Genomic DNA, 24,491 nt, shown 5'->3' on the forward strand with positions numbered 1-24,491 from the left:
TTCAGGCTCGAAACAGCACAGTTGGTTATCGATCAAGGTTACAGTCATCAGGAAGCTGCTGATGCGATGGGAGTGGGTTACTCAACGATTGGTAAGTGGGTAAGGCAACTTCGCGCAGAGCGCTCAGGCACCACTGCTCAGTGCACCCCGATCAGTGATGAGCAAAGAGAAATACGAGAGCTAAAGAAACGGGTTGAACGGCTTGAATTAGAAAAGGATATTTTAAAAAAGGCTTCAGCTCTGTTGATGTCGGACTCCATGAAACACTCTCGATAGTTGAGAGACTGAGTCAGAGCGATAAGCGCCGTTATACGGTAAAAATATTGTGCGAGGTATTGGATGTCCACCGCAGCACGTTCAAGTATTGGCAAAAGCGGGATAAACGTATCAACCCGGAAACCGTCAAATTGCATAGTTTAGTGCGAACTGCCCACCGGTTGAGTCAAGGCTCAGCTGGTGCCAGAACTATCGCTGATATAGTCACCAACGACGAGTCGCACCCAGTCAGTTTATCTCGATATCGTGCCGGGCGTATTATGAAAAAACTCAGTTTAGTCAGCTGCCAGTTGCCCAAACATGCATACAAGAAGGCGGCGCAGGAACATGTTGCCATACCTAACCTACTGGCTAGGGAATTTACCGTTTCGCATCCCAACCAGGTGTGGTGCGGTGATGTCAGTTTTATTTGGGCGGGGAGTCGTTGGGCATATTTAGCAGTTGTTATTGACTTGTTTGCCCGAAAGCCAATTGGCTGGGCTATGAGCTATTCACCGGACAGCTATTTAACGTGTCAGGCCCTGACAATGGCTTATGAAAGTCGCGGGCGGCCGCAGAACATCATGTTCCACAGCGATCAGGGCAGTCATTATACCAGTCGTCAATTCAGGCAAAGAGTATGGCGATACCGGATGAAACAAAGTATGAGCCGTCGCGGAAACTGTTGGGACAATAGTCCAATGGAAAGGTTTTTCAGGAGTTTAAAAACAGAATGGGTACCGGTCACAGGTTACCGGTATTTTACGGAAGCCAAACAGCGTATTGGTGATTATATCCATGGCTATTACAGTCAGCTCAGACCGCACTCATTCAACGGTGGATTAACACCAAATGAGAAAGAACAGAGGTACTGGGATAGCTATAAACCCGTGGCCAAAATGACTTGACCACTACACTGCGTGTGTGCCGCTGATGAAAGTGCGTTATGAGTACTTGTAAGCAGAGTAAGTGATTACAAAAGGAGAATAGTTAATGCATGATTATGCGATATTTGGTCATGATCGCGCTGGTATAGGTCGTTGGCTCGGATTGATAGCCATACTTCTTGCTGGCGGTGTGGCTCAACTTGGCAGCCTGTTGTCTAGCATGACGGGATGGGAAGCTTTTACAAAAGGTTCAGTTACTGTCGGCGTAGTATATTTTGGATTGCATTGGCTCTTTAATAAATGGATTTGGAAAGTTCAGTTTTTCAATATTCCTGACTTGAACGGAGTGTGGAAAGTTGATGGCCGCACTTTGGATGAGGAAGGCAACAATAAATATGAGTGGCCGGCTGAGTTAGATATAGAACAAAACTGGAAGCAAATTTCTATAAATATAAAAACTAGTAAGAGCCAAAGTGAAAGTTACACTGCAACTCTTTTCAAAAGAAGTGGAGTTCGTGGTGGTTGGGTTTTGAGTTATAGCTACAAGAATGAGCCTAACCTAGATCAGTCGCATGAATTAAGCTCCCACAAAGGCTTTTGCGAAATTGAATTTGATAAGGCCCTGAATTCTGCGGAAGGTACATATTTTAATAGTGGCGGAAGAAAAACCTACGGTTTGATGAGTCTTGAGAGAGGACAAAAATGATCAATTTCGATGCAAGGCTTAAAAGGCTTAAAGACAGACGCCAAGGTACAAGAGAGTTAGTTCTTTTAGAGAAAGGTTTTCATTCTTGGGATACCGGAGACTACCGGATTAGAGAGTCCTATGAGGAGCTTTCGGAGAGTCCTGGAGTTCGTTATGCCATTGGGTCAATGTCCGCTGTAAACCCTGAATCTACAAAAGTTTCCATCAATGAAGGAAATCGCGTTTCAGATACATTGATAAGCATGTTAAAAACAGAAGGAATTGGCGCTACTAAAAGAATTCAGGGATCGGTAGCGCTAGACATTCATATTGAAGGTCATTCTGATGTGGATATGCTTATAATTTGTGAAGACACTATTCTGGTGCAAACACCAAAACTTGATGGGTCTACTTGCTACGCTGCAGATAACCGTCCCATGGTTGAGATAATTGCAGAGCTGAGGAATAAATCAGAGCAGAAATTAACAACCAGATATTATGAGACAGATGTAGATTGTACAAACAGCAAGTCAATTTCCCTTGTGGGTGGAAGTTTAAAGCGTAAAGTGGATATAGTGCCAAGTTGTTGGTATCACACGCATGACTATCAAAGGAGCCGCCAAGAACGAGATATTGGCATAAAGATATATCACAAGAAAGAGCATCGATTATTAGGAAACTTTCCATTCAAACACATTGCTAGGGTGAATGATAAAGATACTCAGTACTCAGGTAATTTAAAAAAAGTAATTAGGTTGCTGAAAAACTTGGTTGCTGACATGCCCGATTATAAAAAAGGAAAAGCAAAGAAGCTGACGAGCTATGATCTAGCGGGGATTGCTTATCATATGGATCAGAGACTGAATGTTCCCAGCTATATGCCACTGGCACTTGTAGAGCAAACAAGAGACTTTCTTAGTTTACTAAATGCTTCTGAAACCTACCGGAATACTCTTACGGTTCCAGACGACACAAGAAAGATTTTTGATGATGAATCAAAAAAAGAAGCTCTAGAAATTATAACTAAGGAGGTGGAGGATTTGGCTTATTCGATTTTCAGAGAGTTACGTCCTCTGTCACAGGTCTACGACGGAAGTGTAATTGAGTCTAAGGTCATATAATGTGTCAGGCCACTCATAACAATTCAAAGCACTCGGACGTCGCTACGCTCCGCCGGTGTTTGAGGCGTTATGTGCCTTGCATACCAAGTGCCAAAGTAAAGGCACGATCAGTGTATAAAGGAAGGCGACAGAAACGTAATTGGCACATGAAATATCAATCACAGTCACCACTACTGCCGCTCGATTGGATAATCTCTCCAGAATGAGAAAGTATTATTTCAATTCAGTTAAACCCTACTGACATACTTCTGAACGAGGAACAAAGAATGATCAGATACAGAGATATAGATGGCGATTCCGGTGTAGCAATGTATGAAACAGGCCCTGATTACATCCGTGTTCAGTTCACAACCGGCGCAATCTACCTATATACCTATAATAGTGCAGGTCAACAAGCCATCGAACACATGAAGGCATTAGCCGCTGCTGGTGAAGGACTGAACGCTTTCATCAACACCAAAGTACGAAAAAAATATGCGGCGAAGGAAAGGTAATCCTAAAAACCTTTTAAGATATGTGTAACCCAGCTCCTTAAGGATAAAATCGGAATGAAAGAAATAATATGCCCAAACTGTAAAAAGGCCTTCAAAATTGACGAAGCTGGTTACGCTGAAATATTGAAACAAGTTCGTGATAATGATTTTGAAAAACAGCTTCATGAAAGACTCGAAATTGCTGAGCGAGAAAAGCAAAGTGCTATTGAACTCGCCAAGGAAAAAACTAGTAATGAGTTGCAACAGAAATCTGCTGAGAAAGATGCTGAAATTCAGCGCCTAAATACTCAAATTGAAGCAAACGAAGTGTCCCAGAAACTTGCAATCACGGAAGCCATAAGCTCAATTGAAAAAGAACGAGATGAACTTAAGAACAATCTAGAAAAATCAAACTTAGAAAAGGAGTTGGCTGAAAAGTCACTCAAAGATAAGTACGAGACACAAATTAAAGACAGAGACGACGCAATCGAGCGTCTCCGGGATATGAAGGCAAGATTATCAACCAAGATGGTTGGCGAAACACTTGAACAGCATTGTGAAACAGAATTTAACCGCATTCGCGCAACAGCCTTCCCGAACGCATACTTTGAAAAAGACAATGATGCAAGTAGTGGAAGTAAGGGAGACTACGTATTTCGAGACATCGATTCTTCAGATATTGAAATCGTTTCCATTATGTTCGAAATGAAGAATGAAAGCGATACAACTGCAACCAAGAAGAAGAATGAAGATTTTTTTAAGGAGCTTGACAAAGATCGCACAGAAAAAAACTGTGAGTATGCAATTCTAGTATCACTTCTTGAACCTGAAAGTGAATTATATAACACAGGAATCGTAGACGTGTTTCATCGTTATCCCAAAATGTATGTTGTACGACCACAATTCTTTCTCCCAATAATCACGTTATTAAGGAATGCCGCCTTAAAGTCTATCGAGTATAAGAAAGAGCTAGCTCTCGTTAAAGAGCAGAATATTGATATAACCAACTTTGAAGATGACCTGGAAAAGTTCAAATCCGGGTTTGCAAGAAACTTTGATCTAGCGTCTCGAAAATTTAAGACAGCTATTGATGAGATCGATAAATCTATCGATCACTTACAGAAAACAAAAGATGCACTTCTTGGTACTGATAGAAACCTTCGCTTGGCGAATGACAAAGCGCAAGACGTGACAATCAAAAAGCTTACAAGAAGAAATCCGACAATGGCAGCAAAATTTGAAGACATTGAAAGTGACGACTGATAGGCCTAGAAAACGGCAAATAACAAGCAGTTCAATAGAGGACGCTGCTCATCGCAGCGCCCATTAACAAGGGCGCTACCCGAGCTACCTACTACGAAATACAGGAAGATAAATGAGCAAAACGATTGGAAAATGTACCTGCGGTTCTCTGGAATTTACGTGCGAGGGAGACCCAATAAATTCTGTTTTCTGTTATTGCTCCTCCTGTCAGCAGCTCACAAACGCTGATAAGTGGTTTGGCCTCTGGTACCCCAAGGATAATATGAAGCTCCTGAAAGGGGAGCCTCTGGTATTTACTAGAAAAGGTGCATCAGGTAAAAATATGGAACACCTGTTTTGCGGCGATTGCGGTACGACGATTGCCGCATTCTGTGAAGCGGGAGATTTCTATAGCGTTGCTGCATCCTGCCTGCAAAATGGCAGAGAGTTACTGCCAAACATGCTCATATATACCTCTCAAGCGGTGAGCTGGGCGCAATTCCCAAGTGATATCCCAAAATTTGATATTTTGCCACCAGGAATGGGCAAGGCTTAGCTCTTATGGCGGCTACTCCGGGGATGGTATCGAATGATTGCCTTGATTAGCTGCAGCAAAGCCATTACATTCGCGTCTTTCTGCTACCTTCACCCCTAAGCAATCAGGCGAGTCTCCGTCCATGGCCACCAAACCCAGCATCCACAAATTCACCATCGCTCTCAGCGATCTCGACCGCAACATCTACGACTCCCTCAACCTGACCGTAGCCCGCCATCCTTCCGAAACCATCGAACGTATGATGGTTCGCGTGTTAGCGTTTTGCTACAACGCCAGCGAAAACCTGGTTTTCTGCAAGGGACTCAGTGATTCGGATGAGGCTGATTTGTGGGAGAAGAACCTGAACGGCACTCTGGATCTGTGGATTGATGTGGGTGAACCGGCCTTTGATCGTATCAAGAAAGCCAGCCGCATTGCCAAGACGGTGCGTGTCTATGCTTTCAATACCAAGGCCAGTGTCTGGTGGAGTCAGCAGCAGCCCCAGTTCAGCCGACTCAATGTTTCTGTTTATCGTTTCCCCTGGGAACCGCTGGAGGCCCTGGCTAATGTGGTGGATCGCACCATGGATCTGTCCGTGACCATCTCTTCAGGTTCCGCTTATGTCGCCACGGCCAATGGCGAATTTGAATTGACTGCCGACGTCCTGCAGTCGGTGGACTAGTGTTCATCAATAGTCCAGCCACTCCATAAAATCCACCGACGCCTTGATCAACCGGGCGCGTGGTGTTTCCAGCAATGCCGCATGATCACCACCAGCCAGCACAACCCACTGCTTGTTGGGGTTGGCGATTTTGGCAAAGAAACGCGCATGCGCATCCGTGTCCGCCAGTGGATCAAATTCTGCCTGTAACAGCAGCACAGGAACATCCAGTGCTTCACCGTCCAGTGCATTCCATTGATGCAACTGGTTCCAGTCTGCCCGGACCGGGTCGGCTGCCAGTGACGCTTCCACATAGGCCTCAATGGCTGCCTCACTGATCGAGCCGGGAACGATAAAATCAGAGGCCGCGGCTTCTGCCGTATTGGTTCGATTCTCCGGTTCACTGTCACCGGTCGCCATCGGGATTTCCACATCCGGGTCGGTGGGATAACCAAACAGCGTGACACTGCGAATGTCTCCTGGGTAACGCTGTGCTGTCAGTTGCGCCACCATGGAACCGTATGACCAGCCCCAGACATTAATCGCTTCTCCGGTGCGATCTTCCAGCCAGTCCAGCACCACCGACATATCCCTTGCTGCCTTGTCCGGTGTGTTCCAGCCACTGGCATCCTCCGGCGTGCCGCCATAACCCCGCGCATCCATCGCCCAGACGCTGTAGCCCATCTCGTTGAACCCTTCCATCAGCGACAGGTCTTCGCCGGACACCTGGAGATCAAAATCAGGTACCGAACTCCAGGTCCGACCGTGATGCAGGAGGATGTGACCTTTAGGCTCCGGTACCGATTTCTCCCAGACCGCAATCGGGTGTCCGTCGGATGTCACGGTGTGCTGTGTTAGCGGGTTTTGGGCGCAGGCAGTGTTTATCCAGCAAAGTGTGAGGAAAGGGATGAGTAGCAGGGCGGGAAATCGCTGAGCAGACATGTCGGGCCTCTCTATCTGTTTGACGGAACGGGTGTCTTGAGAATAGGAGTTTTGGATGGCCAAGTCCAGCTACCGTCCAGCTCGGTCAGTGACCTTAAAACACGAATGCAACTTAACGTTGCTGTGCCTGCCATCACACCCAGCCACCCCGTTGCTGCGTTACGCTATCCGCCAATAAATAATCTGACTCCACCAAGCGCTTTATCCATTTGTTGAGCAGGTACAATAATGAATAACCTTCTGGAACTCGGTCTGGTACCGTTTTTCATCCAGCAATTGAATGATGTGTCATTGCTGGAAACACAACTCGCTCGCGTGACTGCCGTGCAGCGTTCCCGATTAACGGTAGTGACCGAAACCGGCGAAAAAGTTGTCGAGCTTTCGCCAGCGTTGCTCCAGGCCGAACCGACTGACCGGCCCACTGTCGGTGACTGGGTGTTGCTGGATGCGTCACTCGCCCGTATCACTGATGTACTCGAACGCAAGAGTCTTTTCAAACGCCTGGGAGCCGGTAGCAGCAGTGAGATTCAGCCCATCGCGGCCAACGTTGATATTCTTTTTATCGTCACTTCCTGCAACGAAGAATTCAAGGAATCACGCCTTGAACGCTATCTTGCGCTTTGCGCAGAAGCTGGTGCCATGCCAGTCATTATTCTCAGCAAAGCCGACCTGGCTGATGATGTTGATCAGTATGTTCAGCGTGCCCGCCGAACACAGGCCGGGGTGGCTGTTGAGACAGCAAATGCGCTCGACCCTGACACGCTTGCAGGTGTTCGTTCCTGGATCGACAGCCATACCACTGTCGCGCTGGTCGGCTCTTCCGGTGTTGGAAAATCCACACTGCTGAACACACTGGCAGGGCACACGCTGACTGCAACCGGTGAGATTCGTGAACAGGACAGGAAAGGGCGACACACCACCACACACCGTCAACTTCATACGCTCCCTGACGGCGGATTGCTGATTGATGTGCCCGGCATGCGGGAACTTCGCGTTGCCGATGTTGACCAATCATTAAGTACGGTTTTTAAGGATATCGAAGCGCTGGCCACCCAGTGCCGTTTTGCCGATTGTCACCATGACTCAGAGCCAGGCTGCGCTGTTATGAAAGCGATCGAAACAGACAGTATCGATAGTCGGCGCTTGAGCAATTACAAAAAACTGTTGCGCGAAAATGCCCAGGCCACCGCAACACTTGCACAAAAACGGCAGCAGGGTAAGGACTTTGCCCGGATGGTCAAAGAGGTAAAACGTATCAAACAGAGCAAGCACGCAGAATGAACATTTGCCATCATTCAACATAATCTCGCCCGCTTCTTGTCAAAGTCAGTGGTTATATTGAAGCTGCTAGAAGCGACGATCAATCAGGAAGATTAATAACAATGAAGCCGTTAAACAAATTGTTGCCCCACCTCGCAGCGATCAGTTTATTCATGCTGTTGCTGGGCATCTCCATTTTTGGGTCCGATCGGGAAGCCGGTGCAGAGGTTTTGCCTGAGCCGGAAATTACCACCTATTCCAACGTACCCCGGCAGTATGACTAATTCTCTGTTGGCCAAAGGCAGCCTGGCAACTTTCCCCCAATCCTAATGTCTGTAAAATGATGGACTTTGTTTTAGCAGGGCTTTATTAGCCAGGGACGCCAGCAGTATGAGCCGACAACGCAGGATCAAAGCAATCCTCATCAAATGTCTGATCGCCTATGGCATTTTCACCTTTTTGCTCGGCATCGCCTTCGTCTCCGCTGGCGGCATGCAGCTTTTTTCCTCTTCAATCACGCCGCCTGTGCCTGAGTCGCCAACCCTGGCCTCTGATCTGGAATACCTGCGCGATGTGGTTCTGCTCAATGAAAAAGACATCACGCCAGAACAGCGCGGCGCCTTCAATGAGGTGCTGGACAATGCCCCAGAGCCGGAGAGCGTCACCGACGTTACGCTGACCGCCATGCGGGCGCTGGCGGTGTTTGATAATGCTCATACCACGGTGCTGGAAACCTGGATGCATCACTTGCCGGTGCGCTTTCACTGGACATCCAACGGCCTGATCATCGTCAAGGCCCGCTCGGCCTATGCGGACTTGTTGGGGCAGAAAGTTATCTTGATGGGCGGGAAGCCACCCAATACTCTGCTCAATGCCATGACGGAGTTTGTCGGCGGGGGCACAGACAGCTGGCGCCGCTACCGCAGTGAGTCGCTGTTCTCAGTACCTGCTGCGCTCGCGCAGATGGGCGCGATGGTCAATAACGCCAGCGTTGAACTGGCTCTGGAAAGCCCTGATGGTCAAAGATCCACCGCGACCCTCCAGGCCGATGAAGACCCCATGCCCGGCGATCCGTTCTGGGATTTCCGGCATGCCTTCCCCGGTAACGATAGCTTTGGTACTGCCGGCTGGGAAACGCTGCTCAGCGATGATCAGCCACTGCCGCTGTACCTGCAACAAAGCGACCGGCTGCACGTGGTTGGCAGTCTGCCTGATTTCAATGCGGTATACCTGCGCATGAACGCCAGTTTCGCTGACAGCGACGAAACCCTGGATCAGCTGGAGCAGCGGGTTCTGAATCTGATTGATGACTCCGCTGCTGACAACATCATTGTCGATTTTCGCTTTAATCGCGGTGGTGACTACACTCAGGTGTTGCCCATTGTCCGTGCCACGGCCGAGGCGGTGCCCGAGCAGGGCGAGCTCTATCTGCTTGTTGGCGCCAATACGTTCTCTGCCGGTATTATCGCGGCCAGCCAGTATCAGCGCTATCTCCCGGACAACCTGACCATTGTTGGCAGTGAAATCGGCGATCAGCTTCGCTTTCGCGCGGAAGGGTTCTATCCCACTCTGCCAGCTTCCGGGATTCAGCTCTATCTCACCAAGGCCTGGACAGACCTGGCTAATGGCTGCGGCTGGTTTGATGACTGCTGGCCGGTGAACAAGCTGCTGCTGCGCCAGGTCGATTCCCTGACGCCGGATATCTATGTGGAAAACACCTGGGCGTCCTATCGGGCGGCGCATGACCGGGTACTGGAGATGGTACTGCAGCATCAGCATATGATGACAGACCGTCCGGTCACAGCCGATCTTCCTGATTGATGGAAAAAATCCCTTGCAGAACCGTAGAAACGTATAAGGCTAAAGTCTGATATGATTGGGAAAACAGTAATCAAGGTTTTGGCGCCACCACTGTTATAAAGGTTGTCCAGAAACAGCCCTGAAAACAGTCTTGAAGCAACCGCCATGCCTTGCATGTAATGACTGCTGCTAAGAGGAAGTATTGTGGCCAAGACAGCAACGGAAGAACGTATTAAACGCCTGAAAACCCATCTTGAGCAGGAGAATCCTGCGCTGGCCGAGGCGGTGGAGCATTTTCAGGAGCTTGACGTGGTGGCTCGCAAACTGGGCTTTATGAGCGCAGATGACTCCTATGCCACGCAAATCTCCTGGTGGCCGGTGATCGCCGTACTGGGTACCTTTTCCGCGGGCAAGTCCACCTTCCTCAATGAATACCTGGGCCGTAACCTCCAGCGCACCGGAAACCAGGCCGTCGACGACAAATTCACCGTCATTTGCTACAGCGAAGAAGAGGAGCCCCGGCAGTTACCCGGTGTGGCCCTGGACAGCGATCCGCGCTTTCCTTTCTATCGCATCAGCCAGGAAATCGAATCCGGTGTGGCCGGTGAAGGTAAGCGAATCGATTCCTACCTGGCCCTGAAAACCTGTAAGGCCGAGCAACTGCGCGGCAAGATCCTCATTGATTCCCCCGGGTTTGATGCCGACAAGCAACGTGATGCTACCTTGCTGATCACTGATCACATTATTGGTCTGTCGGATCTGGTATTCGTCTTCTTTGATGCCCGTCACCCGGAACCCGGTGCCATGACCGACACCCTGAAGCACTTGGTGGCGAACACCATCAATCGCTCGGATTCGGACAAGTTCCTCTACATCCTCAACCAGATGGACAACACGGTGCGTGAGGATAACCCGGAAGAAGTCGTCGCGGCCTGGCAGCGCGCTATGGCTCAGTCCGGTCTGACTGCGGGTCGTTTCTACCGGATTTACTCGGAAGAGGCATCACTGCCTATTCCCGACGATCAGATGCGGCAGCGCATGCAGTCCAAACGTGATGAAGATCTTAAGGAGATCAAGCAACGCATTCAGCAGCTGGATGTGGATCGCTCTTACCGCATTGCCCGCCTGCTTGAGCACAGTGGCACGCACTTGCGCGACGTGCTGGTACCGGAACTGATCAAAGCACGCCAGTTGTGGTTCAAACGGGCCCGCTGGTTTCATGGTGTCACCTTTGGCGTGCTGATTGCCGCGTTCGCCTGGTGGAGCCTCAGTGCCGGTCACTGGAATGGTCTGACCTTCACGCCGCTGGCTAACCGTGCGCCGGTGCTGCAATTTCTGATTGGCGGCGTCACCGTGGCTGTGTTGTATCTTCTTTATTCCCGTCTGCGTCTGTTTGCCGGACGCACGGTATTGCGGAAAATTCGCAAGGAAGAGCGGCCCGGAGACGACAGCAAGCGCCTGGCCATGGCGTTTGAGAAGAACCTGGAAGCCTGGTGGTCGCCTCTATCTGCCGAGAAGCCGCAAGGCTGGACAGGTCGCACACAAACCAAACTGGACAAACTGATTGCCAGCGCGGACATCCTGATCCAGAAACTCAATGACCGGTTTACCACGACAGCCGGTGACAAGGAATGATTTGTCACGGTTGATGACGTTGGGCGTCCCGTTATAACAAGGCAGTGGCAAGTTCATGCGATGACCGCGAAGGCGTCGATGCCATGAACACCGCAGCGGGCAAGCACGGTGGCACCGCTGATGTCAGTCCTATGCAGGATCATGGTTTTATGTACAGTCGCATGCTGGCTGACCCGGATGGTCATATCTGGGAACCCATGTGGATGGATATGTCGGCAATGCCTGCGGCTGAGTAGTCATATCACTGTCACACGCTGGACATGATCCGTCTGGTACCTTCTGCCTAATTCATTATGGGTCGCTGTAAAGCAGCGATTGTCAAAGCAGGTAGAAGTAAAGTGATGAGATTAGATCGAACCCGTGTGCTAAAACAGGTCTGTTTTTCAGTGGCGTTGCCGTTATTAGCGGCAAATAGCATGTCAGTTGGCGCTGCTCAGGAAGGTGCACAGGAAGCTGAAGTCGCGCCCAGCCTGAACTGGCTGGCCTATCGCGTCAGAAGTGACGCCTCTGTGGCGTTGAATGCCGACGCAGGCTGGGCTGCTGCTGAAAACACCATGACGGCATTGCACTACGACAGCCCTTTCCGGTTGCGTGTACAGGTCCTGGCCAGCGAGGTGACAGCAGACGGTCATCAAATCAGCCTGCAATATCGCACGAATGATGACGCCTGGAAACCGGTCGGCTACGCGCACTTCCCTTACCCTTCACTGGCATCGCCATTAGTGTCCATCATCAAAACTGATGCGTATCAGTCGGGTGATGAAACCACACGTCTGCTGGGCGAAGCCACACAGGACTGGGATGATGGCCTGGGACTAAACGCTGAAGTCGCTACTCCGGTCTGGCGTGAAACCGGTAATGCACTGGGGTGGGAGTGGCCACTGGTGGTTCGCCGCTTCTCGGATGGCCCGACCTTTGCTGAAGACGGGCTGTCGGTGGACCTCCGTCTGGTCAATGGACTCGGTCAGCCACTGGGGGGTGTTGAGCCGTTGCAACTGACGTTGTCGGCGGAGCCCGGTCACCTGGGCGGCACATTTATTGAAACGCCAGGACGTATCGGCCCTTACCAGACAGAAAATGGTTCGCTGTATTTCTTTATGGAGCCAACGGAAACGGACAACCGTTTCATGGCCATGATCTCGACGGATTATGGCAATAGCTGGCGTGAAGTCGATGGTGAGAACCGCCCGGACGCTGATGATCTGGAAGGCGTGGCTGCTGCCCGTCATGGTGATGTGATCCATCTGATTCACCAGCAAAGCGAAGAAGTCTTCTACCACGCCTTTGATCTGTCGGCTGGCGCTGCCGGGCAATGGCTGGTCAATAGTGAGTCGATCGCACAGCCAGCTGAACCACCAACCCAGTATGCTGACCTGATTGCGCGCCAGGATGGGTCGCTGGTGGCATTGTATGCGGGTGATCACAAGCTCTTTATGCAGTTCCGCGATGTGCATGGTAACTGGACTGAGCCCGGCGAGCTGGATACCGACATGGCCCCTGATTTGTCAGGACCGGTCATGGCAGTCGGAGACGATGGTCAGGTAACGCTGGCATACACGGCGCTGGATGGTCAGGGCTTTGTCCGCCACCTGCGTGCCGACAACACCCTCACCGATCGTCAGCAGATTTCATCTGACCTGGGCACACGAGATATCGATAATGGTGCGATCGCACCGCTGGTTATCGATCCTGAAACTGGCGATAGCATCATTGTTTACCGTGAAAGTGATGGCATGTTGTATGAGCGTCGTCTGTCTCATGATGGTGAGCTGTCAGCACTTGCCAAAATCTCAGACATGTCGGTGGTGACAGGTGCTGTGGATTCCGAACAGGTCGGGGCAGACCTGATTTATCACAATGGTGTGCTGCACTTGCTGTTCATCGAAGAAGCCTCGCGTGACATCTATCATACCCAATCCAGTGAGCCTGGTGTCTGGCAGCAGCCGATGCGTGTCGTTGACAACATTCAAGGCGGATGGGTGCGCGGTTCCGTTCACCTGAACCAGGCAGGCGAACCAGTCTACGGGTTTGTCTATGATGCTGGCTCAAAAGGTGGTTCAGGGTTCAATCGCTACATGGCATTACCACTGAACTAAACCACTGAGCTAGCCTGAAACTACTCCAACAGGGTTGTTGCTGCGACTGTGACAGCCCTGTCACTGAACGATCACATCTTTGTCACTGAATCGACACCTCCTGCCACTAGTATCGCCGTCGAATAAGAACCGTATTTTCATACTGAATTATCGAGGCTATACATGACTATCGAGCGACGAGATGAATCCCAAGCCATCCGCCAGGGATTTGTAAAGAAGCAACTGGTACGCGAACTTGAGCGTGTCAAAAAGGGAGCTGTTACCCTGGCATTTGTTTTGGGAGCCTCACATGCTGCCGCGCAATCCGGTGAAGGCTCGCTCACAGGTCGTGTCTCGGAATCAGGGTCAGGCCGTTCGCTGGAAGGCGCTATCGTGACTATCTCCGATGCGCGCTATCGTGACTATACCGATGCCAGTGGCCGCTTCTCGATCACCGATATCCCACCGGGTGAGTACGAGGTTGTGATTACTTACGTAGGTCTGCAACCAGAGCAGGGAACAGTAACCGTACAGGCTGACCAGACGACGACATTCAATATGGACCTGGATCGCCAGGAAGGTATTGAAATGATCACTGTGCGTGGCATGCGCACAGGTACAGATCGCGCCATCAACGAACAAAAGACTGCTGCCGGTATTGTTAACGTGATCTCGGAAGAGTCCTTTGGCGCCATGGTTGATGGCAACATTGGTCAGGCCATGCAACGTCTTCCTGGTATCAGTGTCGACCTGGACCAGGATGGCTCGCAGGGCAGCATCAATATTCGCGGTGTCTCCGGCGAATACAACTCGGTGCAGATGGACGGCAATCGTGTGCCTTCCTCTGGTGGCAGCAACAGCTTTAACCCGCGTCAACTGGCGGCGGATGGTGTGACCAAGATTGAAGTGATCAAGGCACCGACACCGGATCGTGACGGTGATGCTGTTGGTGGTATCGTCAACCTGGTGTCTCGCAGCGCATTCCAGCGCCAGGGCCGACAAATGAGTGTTGATCTGTCAGGGCAGCTTAATGAAGAGCCTGGTAACTGGGGGCAGTCCGGTACGTTCTCTTACTCAGATATTTTCAGCGTTAACGGTGACCAGAACAATCTGGGTGTCAGTCTGACGGTAAGCAGTTATGACACGGACCGTTATTCACGTAACGCAGACCAGGACTGGGTCCAGGTCTCACCAGAAACAAACCCTGAACTGAAGCTGGGGGCTTATGGTGGTGACCCGGTCTGGTTCATGGAGTCGACTCACTTTGAGCACGACACTCGCGAGACCAAAACCAATACCGTCAGTGGCTCCATTGATTATCGCATCAGTGAAGGTAATTCATTTTACTTGCGGCCAATGGTCAGTACTTACTCGCGCCAGGGCAATAAGTATGAAACGGATATCGACATTGATACTGCCTTTGGCAATGACGCCGATGGCGACAAAACCTATGCTGAGCTGACGCCAAGCTACGGTCGTGGCACGGCTGACAGTGAAGGCTCGCGCGGCTGGATTGGTACGCTGGAAGATCAGGACAATACGCTGTATTCCATCTCGGCCGGTGGCAGCCATGAGAATGATGCCGACGTACTTACCTACGACCTGTCTTACTCGAGCAACAAAAGCGAGATTCATGACGACAGCGAAATGAATATGTTGATGGAACCGGATGATCCCTGGTTCATCTTTGAATATGAAGTGTTCGATCCAAACGGTGATATCCGCGTTGATGTGATCAATGGTGTTGACTCAACGGATCTGAGTCTGATGACCGAAGGCGAGCTGGAAAAAGTCTACGGTGAAAAAACGGAAGATGCTTTCAGTGCGCGACTGGACTGGGAGCGTAACTTCGCTCTGGACAGTGGCGCTTTCACCTTCAAAACCGGTGCTAAATATCGCCTGAGTTCACAGACACGGGACCTGACAGTTAATTTGTATGAGACAGATGACGCTTTCCCGTATGCCCAGGTTCTGACACCGACTGATGAAGTGATTTTCCGCAAGCCCAAGTACTTTGATGTGCAGCCTCAGGTCGGCCTGGCCATGCTGCAGAGCAATCCTGAGCTGTTTGAGTTTGTTGAAGATGACTCGCTGGAAGACAGCAACGTGGAAGACTACGATGCGGAAGAAACCATTTCTGCTGTCTATGCCATGGGTACCTTTGAAACTGGCATTCACACCATCATTGGTGGTCTTCGCTATGAACGTTACGGCTGGGATAACGAAAACAAGGTGGTCAGTTACCTGAATGACGTGGCCAGTGTGACGCCAGTGTCGCGCAGTGATTCACACGGATTCGTGTTGCCAGGTTTGCACCTGCGTCATGCGCTGAGCGAAAACCTCATCCTGCGTGAAAGCTATAACCGCAGTTATGCGCGTCCGCGACTGAGCGAGCTGTCTCGTGGTCGCTGGGTGGATGATGAAGGTAATATCGAAGACGGTAACGCCAATCTGCAACCGGCGATCTCGGATAACTTTGATGCGCAGCTTGAGTACTACACAGAGCAGGGCGGCCTGTACTCGGTGGGTGTGTTCTACAAGGATATTGCTGACTTCACTTACACGGAAACCTATGAGTTTAACGAGTTAGGCAGTGACGGCATTCCGGTCCCTGTCACAAATGGTGATTTTGAGTATGAGCGTCCGGTTAACGGTACTGATGCCAAGAACTATGGCATTGAGCTGATTGCCCGGCAGAACCTGTTCTTCCTGCCAGGCGCGCTGCAAGGCCTGAACGTGGCACTGAGCACGACACTGACTGAAAGTGATGCCAATTATCCGAACCGCACAGACGGTCGTGATTTGCCGCTGGAAGGCTTCTCAGAGCTGCTGTACACCGTCACACTGGGGTATAACTGGGGCGGATTCAGTGCTCGTATCGACTACACTTACCGTGATGACTATATCGAAGGCCTGGGTGGCGATATTGAGAGCGATGAGTTCTATGCCGCCGAAGATCGTGTTGATGCCGAGATTCACTACAGTGTTTCCGACAGCCTGCATGCCTTCCTGACGGGCAGCAACCTGACAGATCAGCCACAGGTCTCCTATCAGGGCTATGCGCCCTTTGTGGAAGATGCCAGCTTTGCCGGCCGCAAGTACACCATGGGACTGCGTTTCGAGTTCTGATCAACTTAGATGCCCTGCAAGGTTTTACGGCCTTGCAGGGTGTTCCTCTTTGTTATCCTTCCTGCTTACCAACCCGCTCTCACTCAACCCCTTGCACGCCTAAAGAGGTTTGAAAACATTTCGCTGATGATTGCAGAGTGTCGGCTAGCCTTTTGGCCACTTCAATGCCATTCAAAAAAGCGGTATAAAATAATCAGGTTTGCTGTCTTGACCCTGTATGACTGGCAATAATCATTCACTCAAATAAGGAGTGTCACATGAAGTGGTATCTTGAGCCGTTTAACAAGTACGCAACATTTACCGGCCGATCACGCCGCAAAGAGTTTTGGCAATTTGTTTTGTTTGTATTCCTTGTCCAGTTGGTACTTGGGGTGTTGGACCGAATGACAGGCACCTATAGCGAGGGCGCTGAATTTGGGCTCTTAGGTGGTGCTTTCAGCTTGCTTGTTCTCATACCCAGTATTGCCGTAACCGTCCGTCGTCTGCATGATATTGGCAGAACAGGTTGGTGGATATTGATCTACATCGTGCCGTTGATCGGCGCTATCGTGATGCTGGTTTTCATGGTGCTGGACTCTAAGCCGGAAACCAATCAGTATGGATCTTCTCCCAAAACCGGGAGTCACACCCTTTAATTCGAATGTTGTCAGGAAGGGAAGTTATGGAAAACGACGAGCAAAAGAAAAGCGGCCGCAAGAGAAAGTTCATCGCCTGGAGTATATTTATTGGTCTGATACTTGGGACGATTGCCGGGCTTGTTGTCGGTGCGATTGTTGGCGCGACAGTGATCATACTGGCTGGTTTGGCCGGTGCGGGGTTGATGATAGGTGTTATTGTCGGTGTCATGTCAGCCAACAAGAAAGATTGACCAGCATTACAGAAAATGCCTCGCGTCTACAGAGCGCTGGCAATGGAGCATCATGAAAATCTCGCGAAAGATGCTGGAAGGGGCTGAAGCCAGAGGTTTGATTACCGGAGAACAGGTGGAAGCCCTGCAGCAGTATTTTATCGAGCAAACTGAAAATCAGCCGCAGTTCTCTTTCACTCATATTTTGTATTACCTGGGTGGTCTGGTCGCCATAGGTGCCATGACTGTTTTCATGTCGCTGGGCTGGCAGTCTTTTGGCGGCGCTGCCATCGTGGTTATCGCAGCGCTTTATGCCATGATTGGTATTGCCATTACTAATCGGCTTAGTAATCAGGGAATGGCAATCCCTGCCGGGGTTTGTGCAACGTTTGTGGTTTGTCTGGTCCCGCTGGCTATCTATGGCTTGCAGGAATGGATGGGAACATGGCCTGACATTGCTGGATTCCAACAATGAATTGTCCAGGTTTATCTACTTTTGCATCAACCTGATTATGATCGGGCTTGGCGCCATTCTGGTAAGAAGGGTGTTTGTCGTCTTCGGGGCATTGGGCAGTTGCGGTTATCTGGGCTATCTGGCATTTGATGTGTTCAGGGAGAGCTGGCTTTTTCCGATCACATTGACGGTTATCGGTCTGGGTATTATCTATCTAGGCATTCTTTGGCAGCGACACGAGCAAGCGATCTCACAGAGGGCAAGAGCCATGTTGCCCACGGCCCTCCGTGATATGCTGTCAACCCGACACTAATGTCATCGATAGGATGCCCTGGCTTCGAGGGTCTGACCACCAATGCCTTCATAGCGTGTGACGGTTTCCATGCCTGATTTTACCGGGATGGGAGGCATGTAAGAGCCTGAGCTGACCAGGTCGCCTGGTTGCAATGATTCACCCTGGCGGCGTAACTCTTTCACGACCTCCAGCACCCCTTGTAACGGGTTTCCACCCAGGTAATCGCCTCTCTCTTCAGCAAGTATTTCACCCTTTTCGTCGATAAAACTGACGTTCATCGATTCCAGTGATCGTAAAAAGTCAGGGGAATCTGACACGGCAATACTGTCACCAATGACGCCCCATCGCGGCAATAAATTGGAGGCCTGCATGAGATACGGGTTAGGCGGGTTATTGTTGAAAAGCGGGGCAGGAACTTCAATAAAGGCATAGACCCGATCGATGTGACTCAGGGCGTCTTCCAGTGTATTGGCATCGTTAATCGCGCTGTCTTTTACACGGAAAAGTATGTCGGGCTCAGTTATCAGTATCTGCGCAGAGTCAACCGCAATGGCTGCGTTGTTTGGTAAAAAACTGCTGACATACATGGCGCCGACCATCGGACGATCGACGCCGTCCAGGGCAGCGTTCACCGGGTCCAGACCCACCACTTTATAGGCCGCGCGAGGCAGAATGATGTCAAACTCAGCAATGACCTGGTCTCGCAAGTCACGTGCAATATCCATGGTCGTAATAAGCTTTGCATAGCACGACGTTTTCTCATTGGAAATCATGCTGTGAGATTGCCAGGCTGTCAGCATGTCCTGAGGCCATTCTTCCAGTGAGCAGACTTCTCCCTCTTGAGCGAAAGAGTCTGGCAAAAGTGCGCTCATTAACAATACGGATGTAACCACTTTCAACAACCTTTTTACTTCCTTTTTACGAGATTGATGTTCCGAAAATACGCGCTTGAGCAAGGCACCATTCAATAGCTGCATAAAGAAAATACCCCATGCTCTCATCCACTTCTGATTAATGCCAGCCAGAGGCTGGCAGTTTTGCCGGTTCACTATGGAAAATTGTACCTGTCAGATTATGCCTGATTCCTGTCAGGTATGCCCGATACCTCCTTTTGATTTTATCGCATAGCCTGTCCCCGTCTTGAAACATCAGGCCCGGATTGTTGGCTGCAGTGCAGGGATGAAATCAACCGCTCAGTGCAACGCTATTGAAATATAAATCATCAGGAGTTAATAACAATGTCACTCTCTTTATTGAATCCAGAAAATAACGTACTCAAAAACCTTATTGATGACCTCGTTGGCGGATTGGTAGGTGGTCTGCCAGATTTACCGACAGAGCCCAGTGAGCCTGCATTACCGGATGGTGATGTGATAGGCGGTGTCACCGATGTATTGGGCGGCAGTGATGAGGATCCTGTTCTGCCAGGTGTACTCGATGACTTGCTTGGTGTGCCAAGTTACAGCGAAGCACTGGAAAATCTCATTGATGAGTTGGGGTTAGTGCAGACCGGAGATATTGAAGCCGTCCTGGCCGACCTGTTGCCTAAAGTCAGTGAGTTGCTCAACCTCTCTAACCTGGGTGATGCAGTTGAAGATGCGCTGGGTGGCGGTGGCGATATCCCTGGTGGTGAGGAACTGCAGCCCGTCTTTGATTTGCTGACTGATATCACTCAGAGCAGCACTGGATTGCTGAGAAACCTGTTGCTGGGTACGGTTGAGTTCACGCAAGAGGATGGTCTTGCCCTGGTTGATTCCCTGTTATCGGACGTCTATCAGTTGATTGATGAAATCACTGGCGGTTTGAATAATGGTGAGTTCGAGAACCTGGATGTCTTTGCCTCATTGACTGAATTTCTGGAAGGTGTTGCCGGGTCATTGGAAACGTTTGTGACCGCACTGACAAATCAGGAAGTGATTAATCCAGAAGATCTGCAACCGGTGATGGAAATCGTTGCTGTCGTTCAGCAGGTCGGCGAAGAAGTGGTTAACGGACTTGCTGGCACCGGCCTGATTCCTGACCTCGGAGACTGGCCAGGCCCGGAGGACGGCGATGGTGATAACGGCGGAGATAATGGTGGCAGCGGCAATGGTGATGGCGGCGGCTCTGGTAACGGCAGTGATGGAGTCGTCAGCGACGACTCTCCATTGATGGGTGATGAAGGTGTGTTGAATTTCAACACCATTATGCTGAATGGGGACGGTCCGGCTCGCGGCACAGAGGAAGAAGATCATTTTGTTTACCATCAGGCTGGTGATGCATTAATTATGGATTTCGATGCTGCAGGTGGTGACAGGTTAGTGTTTGATACCGGGTATGACTTCGATTCGGTTGACGACATTCTGCCTTTCCTGCTTTCTGCCGAGTTCCTGCAGAACGACATTGTGAACCTGGACTTTGGTCAGTATGGTCTGATCTCCATTGTTGGCCTGGCAACTCAGGATGCATCATGGGATCTGGTGCAGGTGCTGAGTTAATCATCGATGCGTACTGGCATGCGTGATTAACACAACGGTGCATCAAACCATTGGGTTGTGATGATGCACCGTCAATTCAATGGTGAGGACAAGGCTGAAAATGTGTACATGGAGCCGTACAGGAGAGTGACGCCTTGTCCTTGCCGACCCTTTCATCACACCAAAATAGTGCAATAAATCATCAATGAGGGGTACACTGCCTGCAGAACTAACACACTAGCAGGGAGCCCTCATGATTGATTTTGAGAACAAGAACTTCTTCAAACTCAAGCAAAACGCCGACTATGCGGACAAAGTCAGGGAGTTGTTGATTGACGGCGAAGACATTATCGATGCTTACAAATCCATGCGTGATGGTGTCGTTTTCACCACAGCCCGGATTATTGCGGTTAATGTGCAAGGCATGACCGGCAGCAAGAAAGACTTCACCTCTCTCCCCTATAAGAACATTGTTGCCTACTCAGTAGAGACATCAGGCACCTTTGATCTCGATGCGGAATTACAGGTCTATTTTTCCGCACTGGGTATGGTGAAATTTGAGTTCACTGGCTCGACAGAAATCCTCGAAATCTCCAGGCATATTGCCAAACATACATTGTAAACGTTGATAGAGCGTTCTTATGACTATCTCGATAGTGTGAGGTATCCATGAATAGCTTACTGGTCAGGATGCTGGTCTGGATTATCGTTTTTCTGATTGTTGTGGTCGCGGCATTTTTCTGGAATGAGGCCCGCAAGGAAGTGGTGTATCTCTGCGGAAACTTTATCTCCGGCATTGAAGAAAGCAGTGTCAGGCGTCAACTCGATACAGCCAATCTGTTGGGTTACCAGAGCGAAGAAACAGCAACTGGGCGGCAAATAGTGGCGCAAAGTGTGTTTAATCTTAATATGTACCAATGCGTTGTGTACCTTGATCAGGATGGTATTGTGACTGGGTATCAGCTGAATTAATCGCAACCTGGTTAATTAAAGGAGTGAAAACATGAAGACGATGACATGTGAGCAGCTCGGCGGAGCTTGTGATGCTGAATTTCAAGCAGAGACCTTTGATGAAATCGCTCAAAAAGCACAGCAACATGGTATGGAAATGCTGGAAATCCAGGATCCTGGTCACCTGGAAGCCATGCAGCGTATTCAGGTACTCATGCAGGATCCGCAAGCGATGAATAACTGGTATGAGGGCAAGCAAAAAGAGTTTGAAAACCTGCCAGAAGATAGCTGATTGGGTAGTTGTTATCTGGTGAAATCAACAGCAGTATGATGTTATCCCGTTAACAGATACATTGTCATTAAGATCGTTAATCACAAGGAGTTAGTCAAATGACAAAGACCATATTGATTACCGGTTCGACAGATGGCATTGGTCTTGCTGCTGCGAAAAAGTTCGTGGAACTGGGGCATCATGTCCTGCTGCACGGTCGCAGTGAAAGCAAGCTGGCAGCGGCCAGCCAGCAATTGCTGGATATCAACAGTGATGCTCAGATTGAGAGCTATCAAGCCGACCTTTCCATTAAAGATGATGTTGACGAGTTGGCTACCCGTATCTTTGAACACCACCGTAATCTGGATGTGCTTATTAATAACGCCGGGGTTTATGCAACCTCTCAGAGCATGTCGGCCGATGGTCTGGATGTACGCTTCATGGTCAACACGTTTGCTCCCTACATGCTGACGCAGTTGCTGGAGCCGTTATTGGGCAACAGTGGTCGGGTCATCAACATTTCCTCGGCTGCACAATCGACGGTGGATCTCGATGCGCTGCGTGGCCCGAGCAGTCTCAGTGATGGTGAAGTCTATGCCCAGAGCAAGCTGGCGCTGACCATGTGGAGCCGTCATGAAGCGTTATCACAAGCGGGAGAGGGGCCTTTAATTGTTGCGGTAAACCCAGGGTCCTTGCTTGGCACCAAGATGGTTAAAGAAGCCTATGGGCGTGATGGTGCGGATATCCAGATTGGCGCGGATATTTTGGTCAAAGCCGCTTTGTCGGATGAGTTTGCCGATGCCAATGGGTTGTATTTCGATAATGACTCTGGCCAGTTTGCCTCGCCCCACCCCGATGCCATGGACGCTGCAAAGATTGCCCGAATCAGCATGGTGATTGAAGAAATTCTGGATGATCAATCGGTGACCTGAGGATGTCTAAAGCAGGAAGTGTTTAATAACAAATAGGGATATAGAAATGAAAATTCAGGTAAAAAGATTTTCGGTCCATCAAACAGCAAAAGTGGTAGCCATTATTGCGATGGTCGCTTCATTCGTGATTATGCTGCCATTCATACTGCTTACCATGATAATTCCCGCAGGGGCAGAACCAGGCATGGCAGGCTTTGGTCTGGGAATGTTAATTTCCATGCCACTTATGCAGGGAATCTTTATGTACCTTGGCACCGCAGTCGGACTGTGGTTTTACAATCGTGTGTCAGGTCGTATCGGCGGTATCGAGTTTCAATACGAAGCGGTTGAAGAGCCGGTCCAGGAAACATTTGAAGGATAACAAGGTTTGGTGGCGACCCGTTGCCCGCTTCGTATTAAGCAGGCAACGGGTCGAAGCATCATCAATTATCAGTGTTGATATTACTTTTGTTGGTCCAGAAGATATCAATATTACCGAGGCTGTTATCCTGACGTGTTGAGAACCAGGTTATGGTTTTGCCACCTGGAGGCAGAGCAGGGCACATATCTGCCGCTGCCGTGTTCACCTGTGGCCCTAGATTGCTTGCTTCGCTCCATTCATTCACACCCAACTGCATGGCACTATAAATATCCATGCCGCCGTAACCGCCGGGGCGCGCCGAGGTAAAATACACTCTGCCGCTCTCATCCTGACTGAAATGGAACTCTTCCGCTGCAGTGTTGATGTTAGGCCCTTGATTGACAGGATCCTGCCAACCACCGGCACCGTCTGGACTGGCACACCAGATATCAGAACCACCGTATCCACCTGCTCGCCGTGACGCGAAACACAGCGTTTCACCGTCCTGTAATATGGCTGGGCAGTGCTCATCACCTTCATTAGTGCTGATGGGGTAGCCGACCAGTTCCGGGTCACTCCAGCTGCCATCGCTTTGTTTGTTAATGACGAATATGTCATTGTTGTTCCGAGGCGAGGTGGTGGCCAGGCGGTCTGACTTGAAATAAATGGTTTGTCCGTCGGCTGTAATCCAGGGCTCCCGGTCATCCCCCATGCGAAGTGGGTCTTCATCCATTGCCGGGGCCGCATTGATGGGAATACCCATATTGACAGGGGTGTCCCAACTGCCGGTGTCGGGGTTGAAGTTAGCGATATAGAGGTCTTTAGGATCGCCAGGGGCGACGGCCATGTCCTCGCGTGCACTGCAAAATACCATGGTCCCGTCATCAGCAAACGACAGTTCACCTTCCGCCCACATGGTATTGATAGGTGCACCAAAATTATGAACGGCCAGGTCGACCCAGTCCTGCCCCTCAGAGGCCGGTTGTGCGTTTGCGGCCAGAGGCAGGGAGAGTAGAATCGCTGCGGCCAGCGAGCGTTGGATGGCGGATTTCAGCGGACTGTGCATGGTTAATTCCTTGGCGAATGCTTATGTTGTTATGGCTAATAACCCTTAAGACAGCACATTAGCGTTGTCCTTTGCGAGTGTCCAATGACATCATGGATAATTCAAGCTAGATTATCTGTGTCGAGTTATCAGTAATAGTAACGATTGATGTGTATCAATAAATGCCATGCAACAAATCG

General features: G+C 50.1%; 27 protein-coding genes. 24 read left to right on the top strand and 3 right to left on the bottom strand.

Features of this window, described 5'->3' with window-relative positions:
• The 7 genes from PSCS_RS06850 to PSCS_RS06880 form a co-directional block, all read left to right on the top strand.
• Nucleotides 1-1,163, top strand: a protein-coding gene (locus tag PSCS_RS06850; protein WP_232790082.1) for an IS3 family transposase whose coding sequence is annotated in 2 segments (ribosomal slippage) — nt 1-235 and nt 235-1,163 — 1,164 coding nt annotated over the 2 segments. Because the reading frame shifts where the segments join, the coding sequence is not laid out codon by codon here. This gene is flagged as partial in the annotation.
• Nucleotides 1,164-1,248: 85 nt separating this feature from the next.
• Nucleotides 1,249-1,848 (top strand): Cap15 family cyclic dinucleotide receptor domain-containing protein, encoded by a 600-nt coding sequence (locus tag PSCS_RS06855; RefSeq protein WP_068811154.1) that lies wholly within the window; start codon nt 1,249-1,251, stop codon nt 1,846-1,848.
• A complete protein-coding gene (locus PSCS_RS06860; protein ID WP_068811156.1) occupies nt 1,845-2,948 on the top strand; it encodes a nucleotidyltransferase family protein in 1,104 nt (367 codons plus the stop codon). Before PSCS_RS06855 ends, PSCS_RS06860 begins: the two co-directional genes overlap by 4 nt.
• 266 nt (nt 2,949-3,214) lie before the next feature.
• A complete protein-coding gene (locus PSCS_RS06865) occupies nt 3,215-3,442 on the top strand; it encodes a hypothetical protein (protein ID WP_068811158.1) in 228 nt (75 codons plus the stop codon).
• Nucleotides 3,443-3,496: 54 nt separating this feature from the next.
• Nucleotides 3,497-4,684 carry a DUF2130 domain-containing protein gene (locus PSCS_RS06870; RefSeq protein ID WP_068811160.1) on the top strand — a complete coding sequence of 396 codons (1,188 nt, stop codon included), beginning with the start codon at nt 3,497-3,499 and terminating at the stop codon, nt 4,682-4,684.
• Nucleotides 4,685-4,796: 112 nt separating this feature from the next.
• Nucleotides 4,797-5,219 carry a GFA family protein gene (locus PSCS_RS06875; RefSeq protein ID WP_068811162.1) on the top strand — a complete coding sequence of 141 codons (423 nt, stop codon included), beginning with the start codon at nt 4,797-4,799 and terminating at the stop codon, nt 5,217-5,219.
• A 121-nt stretch (nt 5,220-5,340) separates the two neighbouring features.
• Nucleotides 5,341-5,880 carry a YaeQ family protein gene (locus PSCS_RS06880; RefSeq protein ID WP_068811163.1) on the top strand — a complete coding sequence of 180 codons (540 nt, stop codon included), beginning with the start codon at nt 5,341-5,343 and terminating at the stop codon, nt 5,878-5,880.
• A gap of 6 nt (nt 5,881-5,886) precedes the next feature.
• Here the strand turns inward: PSCS_RS06880 and PSCS_RS06885 are convergent, their stop codons facing one another.
• Nucleotides 5,887-6,801, bottom strand: a complete 915-nt coding sequence (locus tag PSCS_RS06885) for an alpha/beta hydrolase (RefSeq protein ID WP_082866430.1) — start codon at nt 6,799-6,801, stop codon at nt 5,887-5,889.
• A 228-nt stretch (nt 6,802-7,029) separates the two neighbouring features.
• Between PSCS_RS06885 and rsgA the strand changes: the two genes are divergently transcribed.
• The 11 genes from rsgA to PSCS_RS16340 all read left to right on the top strand — a co-directional run bounded on the left by rsgA (nt 7,030) and on the right by PSCS_RS16340 (nt 18,314).
• Nucleotides 7,030-8,082 (top strand): ribosome small subunit-dependent GTPase A, encoded by a 1,053-nt coding sequence (gene rsgA / locus PSCS_RS06890; RefSeq protein ID WP_068811167.1) that lies wholly within the window; start codon nt 7,030-7,032, stop codon nt 8,080-8,082.
• A 101-nt stretch (nt 8,083-8,183) separates the two neighbouring features.
• Nucleotides 8,184-8,345 (top strand): hypothetical protein, encoded by a 162-nt coding sequence (locus tag PSCS_RS15870; RefSeq protein WP_157885651.1) that lies wholly within the window; start codon nt 8,184-8,186, stop codon nt 8,343-8,345.
• A 106-nt stretch (nt 8,346-8,451) separates the two neighbouring features.
• Nucleotides 8,452-9,882 (top strand): S41 family peptidase, encoded by a 1,431-nt coding sequence (locus PSCS_RS06895; RefSeq protein ID WP_082866429.1) that lies wholly within the window; start codon nt 8,452-8,454, stop codon nt 9,880-9,882.
• A 183-nt stretch (nt 9,883-10,065) separates the two neighbouring features.
• On the top strand, nt 10,066-11,496 hold the full coding sequence (locus PSCS_RS06900) for a dynamin family protein (protein ID WP_229694678.1): 1,431 nt from the start codon (nt 10,066-10,068) through the stop codon (nt 11,494-11,496).
• 83 nt (nt 11,497-11,579) lie between these two features.
• Nucleotides 11,580-11,732 (top strand): hypothetical protein, encoded by a 153-nt coding sequence (locus PSCS_RS15750; protein WP_317621791.1) that lies wholly within the window; start codon nt 11,580-11,582, stop codon nt 11,730-11,732.
• A 105-nt stretch (nt 11,733-11,837) separates the two neighbouring features.
• A complete protein-coding gene (locus tag PSCS_RS06905) occupies nt 11,838-13,592 on the top strand; it encodes an exo-alpha-sialidase (protein WP_157885652.1) in 1,755 nt (584 codons plus the stop codon).
• A 162-nt stretch (nt 13,593-13,754) separates the two neighbouring features.
• Nucleotides 13,755-16,700, top strand: coding sequence for a TonB-dependent receptor (locus PSCS_RS06910; RefSeq protein ID WP_068811173.1), 2,946 nt, complete (start codon nt 13,755-13,757; stop codon nt 16,698-16,700).
• 257 nt (nt 16,701-16,957) lie between these two features.
• Nucleotides 16,958-17,335: a DUF805 domain-containing protein gene (locus PSCS_RS06915; RefSeq protein ID WP_068811175.1), complete on the top strand. Its 378-nt coding sequence runs from the start codon at nt 16,958-16,960 to the stop codon at nt 17,333-17,335.
• Between the two features lie 26 nt (nt 17,336-17,361).
• On the top strand, nt 17,362-17,568 hold the full coding sequence (locus PSCS_RS06920) for a hypothetical protein (protein WP_068811177.1): 207 nt from the start codon (nt 17,362-17,364) through the stop codon (nt 17,566-17,568).
• Between the two features lie 52 nt (nt 17,569-17,620).
• Nucleotides 17,621-18,022 (top strand): hypothetical protein, encoded by a 402-nt coding sequence (locus PSCS_RS16335; RefSeq protein ID WP_317621792.1) that lies wholly within the window; start codon nt 17,621-17,623, stop codon nt 18,020-18,022.
• Nucleotide 18,023: 1 nt separating this feature from the next.
• A complete protein-coding gene (locus PSCS_RS16340; RefSeq protein ID WP_317621793.1) occupies nt 18,024-18,314 on the top strand; it encodes a hypothetical protein in 291 nt (96 codons plus the stop codon).
• A 2-nt stretch (nt 18,315-18,316) separates the two neighbouring features.
• On the opposite strand, the gene PSCS_RS06930 is transcribed toward PSCS_RS16340, so the two are convergent.
• The gene (locus PSCS_RS06930; RefSeq protein WP_068811179.1) at nt 18,317-19,345 is read right to left on the bottom strand and encodes a hypothetical protein; all 1,029 of its coding nucleotides are present in this window, start codon (nt 19,343-19,345) and stop codon (nt 18,317-18,319) included.
• Between the two features lie 189 nt (nt 19,346-19,534).
• On the opposite strand from PSCS_RS06930, the gene PSCS_RS06935 reads away from it, so the two are divergent.
• From PSCS_RS06935 to PSCS_RS06960, 6 genes are all read left to right on the top strand, one after another.
• Nucleotides 19,535-20,773 carry a hypothetical protein gene (locus PSCS_RS06935; protein WP_068811182.1) on the top strand — a complete coding sequence of 413 codons (1,239 nt, stop codon included), beginning with the start codon at nt 19,535-19,537 and terminating at the stop codon, nt 20,771-20,773.
• 232 nt (nt 20,774-21,005) lie between these two features.
• A complete protein-coding gene (locus PSCS_RS06940) occupies nt 21,006-21,374 on the top strand; it encodes a PH domain-containing protein (RefSeq protein WP_068811184.1) in 369 nt (122 codons plus the stop codon).
• Between the two features lie 47 nt (nt 21,375-21,421).
• Nucleotides 21,422-21,724, top strand: coding sequence for a hypothetical protein (locus tag PSCS_RS06945; RefSeq protein ID WP_068893757.1), 303 nt, complete (start codon nt 21,422-21,424; stop codon nt 21,722-21,724).
• A 31-nt stretch (nt 21,725-21,755) separates the two neighbouring features.
• Nucleotides 21,756-21,995, top strand: a complete 240-nt coding sequence (locus PSCS_RS06950) for a DUF1059 domain-containing protein (RefSeq protein ID WP_068811188.1) — start codon at nt 21,756-21,758, stop codon at nt 21,993-21,995.
• Between the two features lie 98 nt (nt 21,996-22,093).
• Entirely contained in the window at nt 22,094-22,906 is an 813-nt protein-coding gene (locus PSCS_RS06955) for an SDR family NAD(P)-dependent oxidoreductase (protein ID WP_068811190.1), read from the top strand.
• Nucleotides 22,907-22,952: 46 nt separating this feature from the next.
• On the top strand, nt 22,953-23,267 hold the full coding sequence (locus PSCS_RS06960; protein WP_068811191.1) for a hypothetical protein: 315 nt from the start codon (nt 22,953-22,955) through the stop codon (nt 23,265-23,267).
• 61 nt (nt 23,268-23,328) lie between these two features.
• Here the strand turns inward: PSCS_RS06960 and PSCS_RS06965 are convergent, their stop codons facing one another.
• Nucleotides 23,329-24,312, bottom strand: a complete 984-nt coding sequence (locus PSCS_RS06965) for a TolB family protein (RefSeq protein ID WP_068811193.1) — start codon at nt 24,310-24,312, stop codon at nt 23,329-23,331.
• Nucleotides 24,313-24,491 lie beyond the last annotated feature (179 nt).

Origin of the sequence: Pseudohongiella nitratireducens (assembly GCF_001642735.1) — a bacterium.
GTDB classification, from domain to species: domain Bacteria; phylum Pseudomonadota; class Gammaproteobacteria; order Pseudomonadales; family Pseudohongiellaceae; genus Pseudohongiella; species Pseudohongiella nitratireducens.

Coding starts and splice junctions, on each gene's coding strand:
- PSCS_RS06920 (WP_068811177.1), top strand. CDS start 17,362: ATGGAAAACGACGAGCAAAAGAAAAGCGGCCGCAAGAGAAAGTTCATC.
- PSCS_RS06880 (WP_068811163.1), top strand. CDS start 5,341: ATGGCCACCAAACCCAGCATCCACAAATTCACCATCGCTCTCAGCGAT.
- PSCS_RS06860 (WP_068811156.1), top strand. CDS start 1,845: ATGATCAATTTCGATGCAAGGCTTAAAAGGCTTAAAGACAGACGCCAA.
- PSCS_RS06895 (WP_082866429.1), top strand. CDS start 8,452: ATGAGCCGACAACGCAGGATCAAAGCAATCCTCATCAAATGTCTGATC.
- PSCS_RS06915 (WP_068811175.1), top strand. CDS start 16,958: ATGAAGTGGTATCTTGAGCCGTTTAACAAGTACGCAACATTTACCGGC.
- PSCS_RS15870 (WP_157885651.1), top strand. CDS start 8,184: ATGAAGCCGTTAAACAAATTGTTGCCCCACCTCGCAGCGATCAGTTTA.
- PSCS_RS06955 (WP_068811190.1), top strand. CDS start 22,094: ATGACAAAGACCATATTGATTACCGGTTCGACAGATGGCATTGGTCTT.
- PSCS_RS06950 (WP_068811188.1), top strand. CDS start 21,756: ATGAAGACGATGACATGTGAGCAGCTCGGCGGAGCTTGTGATGCTGAA.
- rsgA (WP_068811167.1), top strand. CDS start 7,030: ATGAATAACCTTCTGGAACTCGGTCTGGTACCGTTTTTCATCCAGCAA.
- PSCS_RS06940 (WP_068811184.1), top strand. CDS start 21,006: ATGATTGATTTTGAGAACAAGAACTTCTTCAAACTCAAGCAAAACGCC.
- PSCS_RS06870 (WP_068811160.1), top strand. CDS start 3,497: ATGAAAGAAATAATATGCCCAAACTGTAAAAAGGCCTTCAAAATTGAC.
- PSCS_RS06965 (WP_068811193.1), bottom strand. CDS start 24,312: ATGCACAGTCCGCTGAAATCCGCCATCCAACGCTCGCTGGCCGCAGCG.
- PSCS_RS06875 (WP_068811162.1), top strand. CDS start 4,797: ATGAGCAAAACGATTGGAAAATGTACCTGCGGTTCTCTGGAATTTACG.
- PSCS_RS06865 (WP_068811158.1), top strand. CDS start 3,215: ATGATCAGATACAGAGATATAGATGGCGATTCCGGTGTAGCAATGTAT.
- PSCS_RS06905 (WP_157885652.1), top strand. CDS start 11,838: ATGAGATTAGATCGAACCCGTGTGCTAAAACAGGTCTGTTTTTCAGTG.
- PSCS_RS06910 (WP_068811173.1), top strand. CDS start 13,755: ATGACTATCGAGCGACGAGATGAATCCCAAGCCATCCGCCAGGGATTT.
- PSCS_RS06960 (WP_068811191.1), top strand. CDS start 22,953: ATGAAAATTCAGGTAAAAAGATTTTCGGTCCATCAAACAGCAAAAGTG.
- PSCS_RS16335 (WP_317621792.1), top strand. CDS start 17,621: ATGAAAATCTCGCGAAAGATGCTGGAAGGGGCTGAAGCCAGAGGTTTG.
- PSCS_RS06885 (WP_082866430.1), bottom strand. CDS start 6,801: ATGTCTGCTCAGCGATTTCCCGCCCTGCTACTCATCCCTTTCCTCACA.
- PSCS_RS15750 (WP_317621791.1), top strand. CDS start 11,580: ATGAACACCGCAGCGGGCAAGCACGGTGGCACCGCTGATGTCAGTCCT.
- PSCS_RS06935 (WP_068811182.1), top strand. CDS start 19,535: ATGTCACTCTCTTTATTGAATCCAGAAAATAACGTACTCAAAAACCTT.
- PSCS_RS06945 (WP_068893757.1), top strand. CDS start 21,422: ATGAATAGCTTACTGGTCAGGATGCTGGTCTGGATTATCGTTTTTCTG.
- PSCS_RS06855 (WP_068811154.1), top strand. CDS start 1,249: ATGCATGATTATGCGATATTTGGTCATGATCGCGCTGGTATAGGTCGT.